Source organism: Paenarthrobacter nitroguajacolicus (assembly GCF_031455195.1).
Classification (GTDB): domain Bacteria; phylum Actinomycetota; class Actinomycetes; order Actinomycetales; family Micrococcaceae; genus Arthrobacter; species Arthrobacter nitroguajacolicus_D.
In genome coordinates this window covers 76,798-91,527 of the sequence record NZ_JAVDSH010000012.1, presented here as the reverse complement: position 1 = coordinate 91,527, position 14,730 = coordinate 76,798, and the positions used below count along the sequence as shown (strand labels likewise).

14 protein-coding genes are annotated in these 14,730 nt (G+C 60.7%); 8 read left to right on the top strand and 6 right to left on the bottom strand.

All coding sequences use genetic code 11. The annotated features are described in order from the left end of the window. Nucleotides 1-6: 6 nt before the first annotated feature. The gene (locus tag J2Y68_RS20350; protein ID WP_309996347.1) at nucleotides 7-732 is read right to left on the bottom strand and encodes an alpha/beta fold hydrolase; all 726 of its coding nucleotides are present in this window, start codon (nucleotides 730-732) and stop codon (nucleotides 7-9) included. A gap of 73 nt (nucleotides 733-805) precedes the next feature. On the opposite strand from J2Y68_RS20350, the gene J2Y68_RS20345 reads away from it, so the two are divergent. Beyond that, nucleotides 806-1,504 carry a helix-turn-helix transcriptional regulator gene (locus J2Y68_RS20345; RefSeq protein ID WP_309996345.1) on the top strand — a complete coding sequence of 233 codons (699 nt, stop codon included), beginning with the start codon at nucleotides 806-808 and terminating at the stop codon, nucleotides 1,502-1,504. A 20-nt stretch (nucleotides 1,505-1,524) separates the two neighbouring features. Here the strand turns inward: J2Y68_RS20345 and J2Y68_RS20340 are convergent, their stop codons facing one another. Further along, the gene (locus J2Y68_RS20340) at nucleotides 1,525-3,021 is read right to left on the bottom strand and encodes an arylsulfatase (protein ID WP_309996342.1); all 1,497 of its coding nucleotides are present in this window, start codon (nucleotides 3,019-3,021) and stop codon (nucleotides 1,525-1,527) included. 60 nt (nucleotides 3,022-3,081) lie between these two features. Here J2Y68_RS20340 and J2Y68_RS20335 point away from each other — a divergent pair, with 60 nt between their 5' ends. The 3 genes from J2Y68_RS20335 (at nucleotide 3,082) to J2Y68_RS20325 (ending at nucleotide 4,860) form a co-directional block, all read left to right on the top strand. Beyond that, a complete protein-coding gene (locus J2Y68_RS20335) occupies nucleotides 3,082-3,702 on the top strand; it encodes a GNAT family N-acetyltransferase (RefSeq protein WP_309996339.1) in 621 nt (206 codons plus the stop codon). Between the two features lie 4 nt (nucleotides 3,703-3,706). Then, the gene (locus tag J2Y68_RS20330) at nucleotides 3,707-3,922 is read left to right on the top strand and encodes an AsnC family protein (RefSeq protein ID WP_309996531.1); all 216 of its coding nucleotides are present in this window, start codon (nucleotides 3,707-3,709) and stop codon (nucleotides 3,920-3,922) included. A 587-nt stretch (nucleotides 3,923-4,509) separates the two neighbouring features. Beyond that, nucleotides 4,510-4,860 carry a hypothetical protein gene (locus J2Y68_RS20325; RefSeq protein ID WP_211711294.1) on the top strand — a complete coding sequence of 117 codons (351 nt, stop codon included), beginning with the start codon at nucleotides 4,510-4,512 and terminating at the stop codon, nucleotides 4,858-4,860. A gap of 86 nt (nucleotides 4,861-4,946) precedes the next feature. Here J2Y68_RS20325 and glnA read toward each other — a convergent pair whose 3' ends face one another. Further along, nucleotides 4,947-6,371 (bottom strand): type I glutamate--ammonia ligase, encoded by a 1,425-nt coding sequence (gene glnA / locus J2Y68_RS20320; protein WP_211711292.1) that lies wholly within the window; start codon nucleotides 6,369-6,371, stop codon nucleotides 4,947-4,949. A gap of 311 nt (nucleotides 6,372-6,682) precedes the next feature. Between glnA and J2Y68_RS20315 the strand changes: the two genes are divergently transcribed. Beyond that, the gene (locus J2Y68_RS20315; protein WP_309996334.1) at nucleotides 6,683-7,120 is read left to right on the top strand and encodes an RDD family protein; all 438 of its coding nucleotides are present in this window, start codon (nucleotides 6,683-6,685) and stop codon (nucleotides 7,118-7,120) included. 95 nt (nucleotides 7,121-7,215) lie between these two features. On the opposite strand, the gene J2Y68_RS20310 is transcribed toward J2Y68_RS20315, so the two are convergent. Then, nucleotides 7,216-7,977, bottom strand: coding sequence for a DUF4191 domain-containing protein (locus J2Y68_RS20310; protein ID WP_211711290.1), 762 nt, complete (start codon nucleotides 7,975-7,977; stop codon nucleotides 7,216-7,218). Nucleotides 7,978-8,196: 219 nt separating this feature from the next. Between J2Y68_RS20310 and J2Y68_RS20305 the strand changes: the two genes are divergently transcribed. From J2Y68_RS20305 to J2Y68_RS20295, 3 genes are read left to right on the top strand one after another with little or no spacing between them, the layout of a single operon-like run. After that, the gene (locus J2Y68_RS20305; RefSeq protein ID WP_309996331.1) at nucleotides 8,197-10,224 is read left to right on the top strand and encodes a CDP-glycerol glycerophosphotransferase family protein; all 2,028 of its coding nucleotides are present in this window, start codon (nucleotides 8,197-8,199) and stop codon (nucleotides 10,222-10,224) included. Between the two features lie 35 nt (nucleotides 10,225-10,259). Then, nucleotides 10,260-12,104, top strand: a complete 1,845-nt coding sequence (locus tag J2Y68_RS20300; RefSeq protein ID WP_309996328.1) for a hypothetical protein — start codon at nucleotides 10,260-10,262, stop codon at nucleotides 12,102-12,104. Beyond that, nucleotides 12,088-12,945 carry an acyltransferase gene (locus J2Y68_RS20295; protein WP_309996325.1) on the top strand — a complete coding sequence of 286 codons (858 nt, stop codon included), beginning with the start codon at nucleotides 12,088-12,090 and terminating at the stop codon, nucleotides 12,943-12,945. Before J2Y68_RS20300 ends, J2Y68_RS20295 begins: the two co-directional genes overlap by 17 nt. Nucleotides 12,946-12,991: 46 nt before the next feature. On the opposite strand, the gene lipA is transcribed toward J2Y68_RS20295, so the two are convergent. After that, entirely contained in the window at nucleotides 12,992-13,999 is a 1,008-nt protein-coding gene (gene lipA / locus J2Y68_RS20290; RefSeq protein WP_309996322.1) for a lipoyl synthase, read from the bottom strand. After that, nucleotides 13,996-14,721 carry a lipoyl(octanoyl) transferase LipB gene (gene lipB / locus J2Y68_RS20285; RefSeq protein ID WP_283091523.1) on the bottom strand — a complete coding sequence of 242 codons (726 nt, stop codon included), beginning with the start codon at nucleotides 14,719-14,721 and terminating at the stop codon, nucleotides 13,996-13,998. The genes lipA and lipB overlap by 4 nt, the downstream gene beginning before the upstream one ends. Nucleotides 14,722-14,730 lie beyond the last annotated feature (9 nt).

Below are 14,730 nucleotides of genomic sequence, written 5' to 3'. Positions count from 1 at the left end.
TGCGGTTCAGGTGGTTTGGGAAACCGCAGCGTCAATGGCCCAAGCGAGGTCGCGGGGACGGCTCCACATGGGCCAGTGACCCGTCGGGAGGTCGATGACGTCGAGGTGTTCGAGTTTCGCGACTTCGGCAAACATGGCATGGCCGGCCCGGGCCAGCTCAAGCACCTGCGCGCCCGGGATCGAACAGCACACCAGGGTGGTCCGGACGTTGCGGCGGGCCTTGTTAGTGAGTTCGACGGGCTGGCGAAGCACGGGGCCGGGCTCAGGGACGGCCCGTGCCCGGAAACGTTCGAGGACCTCTGCGTTCAGGCCTTCCAGGCTCGCGTGCTGTGCCAGGACGTCGAAGGACGGTAGCTGAAGCTCCACCAAACCGTCCGGGAGGTCCGGGGCGAAGACACTTCCCGGCGCAACCGGGCCCGAGTCAACCCACACCACCCGGTGGACAAGCCCCGGGTGTCGGTCAATGACGAGACTGACGGGCGCGTTAGCCCCACTGTGAGCGACCAGGATCACCGGCTGATCGTGGTGCGCAATGGCGCCCAGGATCGCGGTGGCCTGATCGTCGAGAGTCCTCGCCGTGCGCTCCGGGTCATCAGCGTCGAGGCCAGGCAGCGTCATCGCGATGGCGCTGGCATGTTCGGTTTTCAAGTGTTCAAGGACTTCATCCCACGCCCAGGCGCCCAGCCAGTGGCCGGCAATAAGGATGATCGGACGGCTCGTATCTGTTGACATGCAACAACTCTCGCAGGCCCTCCGGACAAGGGTATGTCACTATTTATGTCATGAATTCGATGAGGCCTGGACTGTGAAACGAGCCGAACGACTCCACGCCCTGTCGGAAATGCTGCGCCGCAGCGGCGCGAGGGGGATCTCCGCCGAACGGCTGGCAGGAGAGCTTGAGGTATCCGTTCGTACGGTCAAGAGAGATCTCGATGCGCTGGAGCACAGCGGCGCGCCTCTGTGGTCCCGCCCTGGTCCGGGAGGCGGCTACGGATTGGCAGCAGGTGCCACCCTGCCGCCTGTCAGTCTCTCCTCCGCACAGGCGGTGGCGCTGATGGCGGCTGTGTCCGCCGCATCGGATGCGCCCTACGCGGATCTGGCTGCAGCCGGCATCCGGAAAATCATGGACGTTCTCGATCCCAGGACCCGGGCAAGAGCCGACGAGCTGGCCCAGCGCATATGGGTGAAGACGCTACCCTCACCTTCGCGCGCAATCAGGTCGGCGCTGGAAGAGGCAATGGCTGAGCAACGGGTACTTCGGATTCGCTACACAGCGATGGACGGGACCACCACCACCCGCGATGTCGAACCCGTACTATTCGCCTGCACGAACGGCCAGTGGTACATGGTTGGATGGTGCCGGCTGCGCAACGCAATGCGATGGTTCACCGTCGCGCGCATCGAGCGGGCCAGTGTGACCAAATTGGCCTGCGACGGTCATACCGTCCAGGAGGTCGGGGAACCCCCGGCGAATGCCAGGCCGGTGCACGGTCGCAGTGAGTGAGCCGGAGGTAGTCTCTCTGGTCAGCTGGACGAGACCTGGGCCATGGCCGCCGCTGCCTTTTCCCTGGCATGCCGCAACATCGCCACTACGGGGGCTCCAGGCGTGAGCTCGCCGTCAACGACGTAGCCTTCTTCGCGGTCCCGCAGCGTTTCCACCATGCGTTCACGCCACAACTGCAGTTCGCCTTGACTGGCAGTGTCTTCGGCGAGGTTGGTGCGCTCCTGGGGATCGGCGTCGAGGTTGAACAGTTCTTCCGTTCCCCGACCGGAACCCCAAATGTATTTATGGTGCCCGTCCGTGAGCCAGTGCAGGTTCTGCCCCCAGTAGACGTGCTCGCCGTGCAGGATGTCCCGGACGGGCAGGGCGCTTTCACCTCGGACGATCGACGCCAGTGACTTGCCATCGACGGAGTCGGGGATCGGCAGTCCCGCAAGGTCCAGGAGTGTGGGCATGATGTCCCGGAGTTCCACCACATGCTCCACGACTGTTCCACGCGCTGCGGTTTGAACGGCAGGTGAGTCCGCGATAATGAACGGCACGCGGGCGGAGCCTTCGTACGGAACTGCCTTACGGAACATGTGGTGGTCGCCCATCATTTCGCCGTGGTCGCTGGTGAAGGCGACGACGGTGTCGTCCAGCAGTCCGAAGTCAGCCAGCGACTCTTTGATCCGATTGATTTGCAGGTCGATCTGGGCTATCAGCCCGTAATATCCTGCCCGCGCACGGTGCACGACGTGGTTCGGGACCTTGCCGTAGCTGGCCTGATAGTCGCCATCCTGGCGGTGCTCGTCCCAATGATGTTCCCAGTTGCCCTCGATCGCTTCATAGGCCGGAAGGTTGAGGTACTGCTCAAAAGCCCACGACGGCGGGTCGTACGGGGGATGCGGGCGGTGGAACGAAAGGTAGAGGAAAAAGGGCTTTACGGGGTCGCGCCGGTGCATCCATTCGATGGCCTGGGTGCCGATCCAGTGGGTGGGATGGAGATTCTCTGCCTTGTCCCAAGGCCGGGCCACGATCGAGTTGCAGTTGACGCCGTGATCGAAGTATTCGGCGTCCGGGCCCATGCCGGGTTGCCTCCGGAGCCACGGGACGTAATCGTCGAACAAGCCGAAGTGTTGTCGGTGCTCCCGGCGGGCATGGTGGAGGTATCCGTCGTGAAGGATGACGTCGTCGAAACCGAGCCGGGAACGTTCGGGCCATACGTGCATCTTCCCGATGGCCTGCGTGTGGTATCCACCTTTTCGGAACTCATCCTGTACCGTCACCGGGTGGACTGCATGGAAAGGGACGCCGTCGTTGTAGCCAACCCGGCCATGCCGTTCCTGTGACTGTCCGGTGAAGAGGGCTGCTCGCGCGGGAACACACGATGGGGTAGCAGAATAGCCTCTGGAGAAGCGGACGCCCTGCCTGGCCAACTCGTCCAGGTGGGGAGTTTCGACGAAGGGGTGCCCGTCCGAGGACAGGCAGTCGCCCCGCCACTCATCGACGCAGATCAGGATGACGTTGGGCTGGTTCACGAAGCGATGCCTCCGGCGTTGGACACTGTTGGGATAACCCTAAGGGAAGAAAGGGCCGAAATGCTCGAAGGTGACTCTGGGGATGCGCTTTCAATCGATAATGGTCATCAGTGGTTAGGTGACGTGTGGTTGATTCCCCTTAAGATGCTCGACGACGACTCCCGGGCCATACAGTTGGGCTCGGTGGCCGGGATGGCGGTTGATGACGACCAGCAAAGCTTCGTGGGCGACCCCCTCCGCATGGCGCTGATTGGCCTCGAAGAGGATTCGCGGTTTCCATACGTCATCGAATCCGGTGGAGAGGCAGTGGGAGTCCTGACCCTTCAAGCTGGGGCGGCGAGCCTCGCGGGCTGGGCAGACGATGAGTCGGCGTGGTTGCTGAGGGGGTTCCTCATCGACTCCCGGCGCCAGGGCCGCGGCCTCGGCTCAATGGCGGCGCGCGCTGCGGTGGATGAGGCCCGAAAGCTGACGGCGCGGCTGGGTGGCGGCCAGGTCGGCGTCGTACTTTCCGTCAATGAACGCAACCCTGCAGGGTTGGCCGCCTATGCCAAAGCAGGCTTCGTGGACACCGGGCGGTATCTGGGTGGAAGTGCCGGTCCGCAGCGGACCATGTACAGGGAACTGGGCGGACCAGGCCGTCAACGTTGGTTGACGGCGCCGCCAAACGTCAACTATGGTTGACGCCATGGAGGTGGACCGCATGAAAACGCTTGTGGGATCGATGGACGGAATGGGCCCCGCGGAGGCACTCTACGCCGTGGCGGAACTGCAGAAGGAAGTGGGCCGTACTGAGGCCTCGCTGGTCCGGTCGGCCCGGCAATCAGGGTTGTCGTGGGAAGCGATTGCCCTTTGCCTGGGCGTCAGCAAGCAGGCCGTACACAAGAAATACGGAAAGCAGTAGGAGGGCCTTTGTGGCCTGTTCCTGGACCGGCGGCGTCGCCTAGACTTCTCCCGTGACAGTGATGCTGGATCCTGAGGGGACTGCCTTCTCCAACGCGAGCTGTTTCCGCTGCAAGCAGGCGGGGCCGCACTGGTCATCGCGCCACGGCCGCGACGGAACCTTTGCCTGCCGACGGTGTTTCGCCACGTTCGCGGACGCCGAAGCAAACGAGGGGCCCCGCGTCGGCAATGCGGCGGGCGACGAGGGCGCCCGGTAGACCCAATCCAAGTAGTCGCGGCTGCCGGGTGACGAAAAACGAGTACACACTACTCGTGCCCCGGGTGGGCGTGGGCGGGCAGCATGGTCCCTATGACAGCCTATGTGATCGAATCAGCGGCCCTGCTCCATCGCTGCCAGTGCTGCGGTGAAGAAACAGACCGGGTGTTCTGCGCAGACTGCGCAGCCCCCGAGCAACCAGGGCAAGCCCCCACTACCAAACACTGAGCGCTGGGAAGTTTCCCTGGGTGAATCGCCGCCGGTGGCATGCCTGACGCTAAGTAACCTTATAGACTTCTTCTGTCACTGATCTCGATGCATAGGGGAAGTACATGGAATACAACGGAAGTCCGACCGAAAAGGCGATTACCGCCGGAGAGCTGGACCGGCGCCACGTCGGTCAGTCCGTGAGCTTTCAGCCCAACGACTTCACTGTTGTCTTCGGGACGATCGCAGGCATCGCACGGACCGAAGCACTGGTCTATCTGTCCCTCAACGGCGTTGGCGGCGGTACGCATCTGAAGGATGAGTACGACCTGCCCATCGACAAGCACGTCTACCTGCAGCTTGACCCGCTCGGCAGTGCGGAAAAGGGTTTGACGGACGCCGCCAGTTTCGTCAAGGACAAACTCGACGAAATCACCCGGAACATCCGCGAACGTGAGCACGAAAAGTCAGAGTAGCACTTGCATATACGGCGAAGGCCAGGGCCAGTCCCTTCAGACTGACCCTGGCCTTCCGTTGTGTTGGTGGCTAAGCCGAGTGGAGCTTAGACGCCGTAGTAGAGCTCGAACTCGTACGGGTTCGGGCGCAGCGACAGCGGGCGAATCTCATTCTCGTACTTGTAGTCGATCCACGTGTCGATGAGGTCCTGGGTGAAGACACCGCCGGCCTGCAGGAACTCGTTGTCCTCGCGAAGAGCTTCGAGAGCCTCTTCCAGGGAGCCCGGAGCCTTGGGGATGTCCTTGGCTTCCTCGGCAGGGAGCTCGTAGAGGTCCTTGTCGATGGGAGCCGGGGGTTCAATGCGGTTGCGGATGCCGTCGATGCCGGCCATCAGCTGGGCAGCGAATGCCAGGTACGGGTTGGAGGAGGGATCCGGAGCGCGGAATTCGATGCGCTTGGCCTTCGGGTTGGTGCCCGTGATCGGGATGCGGATACCGGCGGAGCGGTTGCCCTGCGAGTAAACCATGTTCACGGGAGCTTCGAAGCCCTTGACCAAGCGGCGGTAGGAGTTCACCGTCGGGTTGGTGAAAGCAAGGACAGCCGAGGAGTGCTTCAGCAGGCCGCCGATGTACCAACGCGCGGTGTCGGAGAGGCCTGCGTAGCCCTTCTCGTCGTAGAACAGCGGATCGCCGTTGCTCCACAGCGACTGGTGGCAGTGCATGCCCGAGCCGTTGTCACCGAAAACAGGCTTCGGCATGAACGTGACGGACTTGCCCCAAGCGTCAGCGGTGTTCTTGATGACGTACTTGAACTTCTGCAGGTCATCGGCAGCGGCGGTCAGCGTGGTGAACTTGTAGTTGATTTCAGCCTGGCCGGCAGAGCCGACTTCGTGGTGGGAGCGCTCCACCTCAAGGCCGGCCTTGTCCAGCTCAACGCACATGGCGTCGCGGAGGTCGGCCTGCTTGTCAGTGGGGGAAACGGGGAAGTAGCCGCCCTTGACGGGGGTCTTGTAGCCGAGGTTTCCGCCCTCTTCCTTACGGCCGGTGTTCCAGTGGGCTTCTTCGGAGTCGATCTTGTAGAAGCTGCCCTGCGGGGAGGACTCGTACTGGATGTTGTCGAAGACAAAGAATTCGGCTTCAGGAGCGAAGAATGCGGTATCGGCGATGCCGGTGGATGCCAAGTAAGCTTCAGCCTTCTCAGCAACGCCGCGAGGGTCGCGGTGGTACGGGTCTCCCGTGCGCGGGTTCACGATGGAGAAGTTCAAAGCGAGGGTCTTCTCAATACGGAAGGTGTCCACGAAAGCAGAAGTTACATCCGGGATGAGCTGCATGTCGGACTCAGCGATGCCCTGGAAGCCGCGGATGGACGATCCGTCGAAGAGCTGACCATTGACAAAGAAGTCGAGGTCAACGCTCTTGGCCGGCACATTGAAGTGCTGCTGGACACCAGGAAGGTCGGTGAAGCGGATATCGACGAACTTGACATCTTCTTCTTTGATGAACTTGAGGACTTCGTCCGCAGTCTTGAACATCTATGCTCCTTATGCATATCAAGTAACAGGCCCGGAAGGCCGCGTGGTGCAGCCCAAACCAAGGGCAGGAGGCACAAAAGATCCCCTTGCCATGGTGGCTGGCAACTCATACCACCTTAGGGAGATGGGATTTCCCGGGGGTGTCAGTATTGTTTCCGGCAGGTTACAGAATCGTCTGTTGTGTAAACGGTAGTCGGCTTTCCGGTGTTCGGTCCAAGCGGGTCCATTGGGCGAACATGTCAGGCGTTGCAGTCTTCAGGCAGCCTGGTCCCGGGTCGGGCGCAATGTACACCAGACGTTAGGCTTGGTGTGTGGTAGATCGAAAAGACATTGGTTCCTGGTTGAGTGGCCCGGACACATCCGGCATCTCCAAATATCCAGGCGAAAGGCTCGGGTTGCCCGAGTCCGGCCCTGGCTCCATCGCCCGCGCCGGGCGCCGCATCTTCGGCATCGTGATCGACTGGACCATAGCGTTGGTGATCAGCAATTTCGCTTTCGGCGGTAACCAGTGGGCTACGCTCGCCATCTTCGCCATCGAACAGATCCTCTTGATCGGCACCTTGGGCTACAGCATCGGTCACAGGATCATGGGCATTCACGTCGTGCGCTTGGGCGGTGGGCCGGCAGGTCCACTGGCCGCGGTGGTGCGTACCCTGCTGCTTTGCTTGGTGATCCCTGCAGTCGTCTTCGACCCGGACCAGCGGGGGCTACACGATAAGGCAATGAACACTATCCTCATCAGGAGATAGGCGGCCGGCCGTCGATCGTTTTTGAATACTTAAGGAAAAAGCGCACTTCCCGCCGTGGGGAAGTGCGCTTTTGCGTTCGGCTCAATCCTGCCGGATCAACGGCCGCGGGCGGCCTTGCGGTCCGGGCGGGCCTTGTAGGGGTCGATGCCCTTGGGGATCGGCAGGCGGTTTCCAAGGGAGTTGATGCGCTTACTGACTGCGTTGACCTCCACCTTGGTAAGTTCGTTCTTCATCTTTCCCATGGTTTTGGCCAGCTGGTTAAGCGGGACCTGGCCTTCACCGCGCCCCGACTCCAGGATATGGATGGTGACGTTGGGAAGAATGCGTGCAAGGCGCTTGCGTTCAGCGTCCACCAACGGCTTAACCCGGTGGGTTGGCCCTTCGCTGACCAAGACGATGCCAGGGCGGCCGATGGCCATGAAAACGGCGTCCTGGGTGCGCGGGTTGACTGCAACCGGCTGATCCTGTGTGACCCAGCCTCGCCGAAGCGTCCCCAAGGCAGCGCCGGAGGCACCGGGCTGGTTCTCAATCTGCGCAAACGCTGCCTTTTCGGCGCGGCGCGAAAGAATGAAGACGGCGGCAAGCAGGCCCAAGGGAATGCCGATGATCAGGCCGGTAACCCAGTTTTCCAGCAGGTAGCCGATGAGGAAGGCAACGGCGACGACGGCAAGGAACGCCAGCAGCATGATCCAAACGACCTGGGGATCATTCCGCCGGGTCATTTTGAAAACTTCAGCGATCTGCTTCAGCTGGCTCGGCTTCTTGGCCTTGGCTTCCTTGGGCTTGCGCTGGAACAGCCCACGCTTGGGTGCGTCGGCCGATGGGGTCGATTTGCTGGAATCAGGGGAGTTCGCCATAGTGCCTCAATTCTACGTGATATCCGCCCAAGCCCCGGACGTTACGTAGAAACTGCCGGGGCCCGGTCCGGGGATCGATCAACCCCGGGACCGTGGTGCGGCGCAGGGCACACGCTGATAAGGCACGACTGATTTTCGAATTCCACGTCATGATTCTTACGCCGGCCGCACTTGAACTTCGCGAGTCTTTGCCGCTGTAAGCACTCCTATAGGAATCAAATGCCCGAATCACCCCCGCTGCTCACTATCGTCCTGGAAGAGACAGGACTGCTCGACCGTGAATCCGCAATGTATCGACGCCTCATTGCTGCCCGTCTCCGGCTGGAGTCCCATTTCGCGGTCCGCCATATGGAAGAGCCCTTGACGACCGCCAGAATCGCCGGACTGTGCGCGGAGATACAAAGCAAGTACGTCATCTTCATGCGTACCTCACATCTGATCTCCGCCAATTACGTGGCCACCCTGTTCGAGTACCTCCGGACACGAACGGTGTATCTGGCGGAACCGGTGATGTACACCGGCGCCATCGCGAAGAACGTTGCCGGGACCAGGATCGACGACACATACCAGTACAGCCGCGACACCGACGTCTTCGGCATTGCGTTCAACACCAAGAGGCTTGGCGATGCCCTGGAAGCGCTCAAGGACGTGGATCGGTCAGCCATCTACATCAGCTACCGGCTATATTGGTCCATCGCCAAGGTCAGGCCGTTGACCACTGGCTTCTCGGTTGCCTCGGATACCAAGGTAGCCACGGGGCTGCAGATCCCAGGTGAGGCCCAGCGCCTGGTTCCGCTTATTCCGTTTCATTCCAAAGAAATCCGTTTGCAGCTTCTGCGCTACGTTGCTTTGTTCCTGAGGGGAATCCGCGGGCAAAAGGTAACTTCGATCAGTCTCAGCCATCTCCGGGACGTGATCCGCGATTTCCAGCTCATTGAGCTCGTCGGCATGGTGGAGCAGCTTCAACCGTTCGAGGCCGCATGGATTCGTTGGCTGGATGACTCCCTGGTAAGCCGACAGCTCTACAAGCAACTGAGCCACAAGGACGCCTACCTGGTTTTCAACGGTAAGCACGAGGAACGGACCGGGACCCCGCTCCGCCTCTACGAACTGTTGTTTCAGGACGACATCCTGACTATCGAGAAGCAATATCTGGAACGCAGGCTCCGTCCCGGAAATGCGAGGCCGGGAAGCTACAACTTCTACAACCGGCCGATCGGACCATCCTCAACCATCCTGTTCTTTGATCGGCCCCAACAAGCGGACGACAACGCCGAGCACCTGTACGAGTACTTCACACGAGAGCACCCGGAATTCGGCAACGTCTACTTCGCGATCAGTCCCAAGTCGCCCGATTGGCCACGGCTGGAAGCAAAGGGTTTCAAGCTCGTCCCGATCTTCACCAAGGAGTTTTACGAGATGTTCCTGGTGTCGGACCTGGTGGTTTCATCGCAGATCTACAGCATCAGGTATCGGGGAAAGTCATTTGCGAACTCACGTTTCGTATATCTTCAACACGGAATCCAACTCAATGACATGTCCGACTGGGTGCTTTCCAAATACTTCGACGTCTTCGTGGCTACGGGTCGCATGGAAGCGGACTACATGGGCAGGCTTGCCCCCGTGGAGACGCTGAATTCAGGCCTGCCACGCTATGAGTCCCTGACGCGGGCAAACGAAGGGCAGCGGCACCTTCTTTTCATGCCGACCTGGCGCTTCAACCTTCACCAGTCATCCACGGAGCTTTTTGCCCAATCGGGCTACTTTCGCGCCATCGACGCCTTTCTCTCTGACTCGGCACTGTTGTCCTTCCTGGCGGACACGGACCGGGTCCTGCACGTCAAACTGCATCCGAACGTGGAAAAGCGTGCCGGCCAGTTCAGGTTCTCCGAGCGCATTGTGCATTCCGGCCTGAGTTACAGGGAAGCAATCCGCTCTGCGGAATTGGTCATCACCGACTACAGCTCTGCCGCCCTGGATGCGGCCTTCATAGGAATCCCCATCGCCTACTACCACTGGGACGCAGTGGACTTCTTCCGCGACCAGCCCTATGAGAGCCGCCTTGATTACCTCGACGACGGCCTGGGACCCGTATTCAGTGACCAAGCCGGAATCGTGGACCACATCATCCATGAGCGCTTCGCAGCTGAGGACGTCACGTACACTCGGCGCCGCGAACGCTTCTTCGAAGGCGTGGAACCCCAACGCATTAACGAGAAAATTGTGGAGAGGATGCTTGGTCTCTGATGTCGAGGATTCATAGCTTCAAACGGAGCATCAGCATGGCCGGGAAAGCTGCGGCGTATTCGCCTGCTGGCTTGGAGTTTGCCAGAGCGCTCCTGGCGTCGAAGCCAGATTCGCCGGTTCGGCGAATGATCAAGGCAAAGGGCCTCGAAGGCCGGATCCGCAGGATCGCCTCAGAAAACCTTCCGCAAGGCATGTACTTTGCCAAACTGACCCTGGGGGACTGGAAAAGCTGGAATGGAAAGCCATTTCGGCTGTTCCAGGACGGTGCCCTGGTATACGGAAACATGATCGAGCCGCCGGCTCGCGGCTTTCCCCTCGAATACCGGAACATCATGGTGACCTCGAATGATGTATCGCATTTCACGTTGGACATCGACGTGCCTTTCGAACTGAAAATAGGGCGTGGGGCTTTCACGACACCTCAGCAACTGAGGTACGACGAGCAGTACGGCGTGGAACAGCATGGAGACGTTTTTTACTCCCTTCGGGGCAACTCCACCACCCCGACGAAGATGCTCATTACCTTCCCCGGATTCGGCCCTTCCACCACCCGTATCTCCTATGCAGTGAGTTACCTTAAGGACCTGAACGACGAGGATCTGAACGACACCCTGATGGTCTGTTTCCAGGACCGGTACTTGGCGGCAGGATCCTACATGATGGTCGACAACGCGGGCAGGGCGCTCTACGAACGCGTCCGGGACGCCATTGAAGGTTTGAGGAGTCGCTTCTCCATTGACCGGACCCAGATGCTGTTTTTCGGGGCTTCCAAGGGCGGCGCCATCGCCATACAGTACGCGAGGGAGTATCCGGAGGCAGCCTTACTCCTCGCAGTTCCGCAGATGAACCTGCCCTACTACTTCACCAAACCCGCCTTCAAGGACAACCTCTTCCGTCACAATGCGTTGCGCGAACTGGAACAGCCGGAAGTCCGGCTCCGTCAGTACTTCAACGAGGGGCGCAGGATCCATTACTTCTACACAAATTCGGACGAATCCAGCAACCATTCCCTGATCGAACTGGCGAGCGATATACCGCATCTGGTGAAGTACCGCATCGACGGGCACCATTCGGATGTGGCCCGGGCTGCATTGCCGGCAATGCTGGGGCTTATCCGACGATTCCTGCGTGGTGGGGCAGACGAGCAATTCACCTGCGAAGAGCTTCGGACCTTCCGCCACACAGGGAACGTTCAAGTGCAGGTCCGTGTGGATCCGGTGGCGTCCAAGGTTTCCGGAGCGAACTGGTTCATCCAAGGGCAGGCGGGGCGCACACGTTTCCTGCAGTTGATGACCGAGCATTCCTACGACTTCGTCAAGTACACGACAGCGGAGCAGAGCCTGTTCCCGGCATACGATCCCATCGTGGAACTGGAACATGTCCTTGCGATACAGCCCAACGGCACAATCTGGACCGGATCCTTGCCCTCCCGTGTCAACCCGGGGACCCGGGTACCCAAACAGCAACTCACCACCTGCGCGCTGTCCCTGGACGCCTCGACTGTCCAGGAATACGTGGTGCTGAACGGCGAATCCTTCGGCCGCTACAGATACCGGTGGCATCGACAGGTGGATGGTGCCGACACGCTGGAAATGCACTTCGTCCCTGAGCTCGGAAGCGGGAAATCCGGACCGTTAGGTGGCGACCAGCGCGAACAAGCAGCCTCCACGGTGGAGGTTCAACCTATTGATGGTTGCTCCCTGGCGGATCTGTTCGCCTTACGGGTCCTGATCGCCACTGGCATGAGGCGGCTGCGTGTCGTGATCCACGGAAAAACCCTCAAGGCGGACCTGGAGGCACTGGCCACGATGGACTGGGACGACATTACGGTTGACCTGCATGAATCCAAGGCGGTGCTGGCTGGTGCAGCCCAACAGTAAGCAGAATGGTGCGGGCCCGGCACCCAAGACACAGACTATCCGGGAGTACGGGGACGTCTCCGCGATCCGGAACAACGTGGTGCACCTCCAGGACACGCCTGGGTCGGAGTTCATCGGTTCAAGCATTGAATTCGCGGGTACGGGAAATGTCCTCTTCGTCGAGGACGGTTCACGGCTACGCAATTGCCGGCTGCGATTCATGGGCAATGATGCGGTCATCCACCTGCGAAAGTCCCATGGATTCCTCAGGCTGATTGCCACTGTCTTCGAAGAGTCTGTGTTCTACCTGGGCCCGGGTGCAACGTTCACCTCAGAAGCGCGCGTCCTACCCACCGAACGCAAACATGTGATTGTGGGCAGTGACGCAATGTTCTCCTCCCGGGTGGCCTTCCGGACGGCTGATCCCCACCTGATTTACTCAGTGCAGGACCGTCAACGCGTCAATCCCAGTCAATCCATTTGGGTCGGGGACCACGTGTGGTTGGGCGAAGACACCTTGTTGCTGAAAGGCTCGCGTGTCGGCTCGGGGAGTATCCTCGCCGCCCGGGCATTGATCACCAAGAACGTCCCCTCCAACTCAACCGCTGCCGGCGTCCCCGGGAGGATTGTCAGCCGTGGGATTTTCTCGACCCGACCGTCCGTTCACGGCTTCACCGAAGCCCGGACGGCGCAGAGCCTCGTCCACGACGGGGACGAGTTCATCTACTCAGCCGATGGGAATGTGACGGACATGAAGCTGCTGGAGGATGAACTGGGGGCAGCTACGTCCGGGATTGGGAGGGCCGCCTGGTGTTTCCAACTGGATCAGTTGGAAGGCAAGAACCGCTTCTATATCGTGTAGCCCGGTTGCTGCCGCACCGCACCATGCGGGCGGCGCGGCAGGGGGGTTAGCTGTGGGCTGCGAGGATGGTGGAGGCTTCCTGGCGGGTGGTGCCGGAGGACTCGATGTGGGCCAGTGCGGCCGGGATTTCCCAGCCCTTCTTCCGCATCGCGGTGGCCCAGAGACGCCCGGCCCGGTAGGACGAACGGACCAGCGGCCCGGACATGACGCCGAGGAAGCCGATCTCCTCGGCCTCGTGCTGGAGGTCCACGAACTCCTGCGGCTTGACCCACCGGTCCACCGGCAAGTGCCGTTCGGAGGGGCGCAGGTACTGGGTGATCGTGATCAGGTCACACCCGGCGGCGTGCAGGTCACGCAACGCCTCGGAGATCTCTTCACGGGTCTCGCCCATGCCCAGGATCAGGTTGGACTTGGTCACCATGCCCAAATCCCGGCCCTGGGTGATGACATCCAGGGACCGCTCGTACCGGAACGCCGGCCGGATCCGCTTGAAAATCCTCGGCACGGTCTCGACGTTATGCGCGAACACCTCGGGCTTGGAATCGCAGATCGCCGCGATGTGCTCGGGCTTGCCGGAGAAATCAGGGATCAGCAACTCCACCCCAGTGCCCGGGTTCAGTTCGTGGATCTTCCGCACCGTTTCGGCGTACAACCACACACCCTCATCGGCCAGGTCATCACGGGCCACACCGGTCACCGTGGCGTACCGCAGCTGCATCGCCTGCACCGAGCGGGCCACCTTGGTGGGTTCGAACATGTCCACCGGGGAGGGTTTGCCGGTATCGATCTGGCAGAAATCACAGCGCCGGGTGCACTCGGACCCGCCGATCAGGAACGTCGCTTCCTTGTCTTCCCAGCACTCGAAAATGTTCGGGCAGCCAGCCTCTTCACACACCGTGTGCAGGCCTTCCTTCTTCACCAGGTTCTTGAGCTGGACGAACTCAGGACCCATCTGGACCTTGGCCTTGATCCACTCAGGCTTACGTTCAACCGGTACCGCCGCGTTACGCTGCTCAACGCGCAGCAACTTACGGCCTTCAGGTGCCAAGGTCACTGGAGTGCTCCTTCGGGGGTGGAAACGAGTGCTTCTTCGTGCTTGCGGAATTCTTCCACGAAGCGGTCGACGATGTCGGCTGGATTGATGGTCTGGCCGGTCTCCAGCGACATGGTGGTGACGCTGGCGTCGGTGATGCCGCAGGCGATGATCTGCGCGTACGGTGCCAGGTCATTGCTGCAGTTGATGGCCACGCCGTGCATGGTGACGCCGTCGAGTACACGGATGCCGATGGCCGCAATCTTGCGGTCCGGACCCTTTTCGTCGGCAAGGATCCAGACGCCGGCCCGGCCCTTAACGGTGACGGCGTTGATGCCGTAGTCCTTCATCACAGCGATCATGGTGGCCTCAAGCCGCTCAACGTAGTCGCGGATTCCAGCCCGGTTCTTGAGCTTGAGGATGGGATAAGCGATCAACTGTCCGGGCCCGTGCCAGGTCAATTTGCCACCTCGGTCCACGGGAACGACGGGAGTGCCATCAAAGGGACGCTCGTGATCCTCCGTGAGCTTGCCTGCCGTGTAGACGGCGGCATGCTCCAGAAGCAGTACGGTGCTGTTCTGCTCGCCCGCAACAACTTTGTTGTGGATCTCGCGCTGCAGGTCCCAGCCCTGCATGTAGTCAACGAAATCAGGGGCAAGACCCAGTTGTGAAAACTCAAGAGTCATGCGTTCAAGCTTAGACCCCGCAGCAGACTGGCCATGGTTTTGTGGTGAACCTCTCAGTCGTATCAC

Bases quoted from the DNA above. Each gene is read 5' to 3' on its own strand.
- J2Y68_RS20350 (WP_309996347.1), bottom strand. From the start codon at position 732: ATGTCAACAGATACGAGCCGTCCGATCATCCTTATTGCCGGCCACTGG.
- J2Y68_RS20335 (WP_309996339.1), top strand. From the start codon at position 3,082: ATGCTCGAAGGTGACTCTGGGGATGCGCTTTCAATCGATAATGGTCAT.
- J2Y68_RS20330 (WP_309996531.1), top strand. From the start codon at position 3,707: ATGGAGGTGGACCGCATGAAAACGCTTGTGGGATCGATGGACGGAATG.
- J2Y68_RS20325 (WP_211711294.1), top strand. From the start codon at position 4,510: ATGGAATACAACGGAAGTCCGACCGAAAAGGCGATTACCGCCGGAGAG.
- glnA (WP_211711292.1), bottom strand. From the start codon at position 6,371: ATGTTCAAGACTGCGGACGAAGTCCTCAAGTTCATCAAAGAAGAAGAT.
- J2Y68_RS20310 (WP_211711290.1), bottom strand. From the start codon at position 7,977: ATGGCGAACTCCCCTGATTCCAGCAAATCGACCCCATCGGCCGACGCA.
- J2Y68_RS20305 (WP_309996331.1), top strand. From the start codon at position 8,197: ATGCCCGAATCACCCCCGCTGCTCACTATCGTCCTGGAAGAGACAGGA.
- J2Y68_RS20300 (WP_309996328.1), top strand. From the start codon at position 10,260: ATGGCCGGGAAAGCTGCGGCGTATTCGCCTGCTGGCTTGGAGTTTGCC.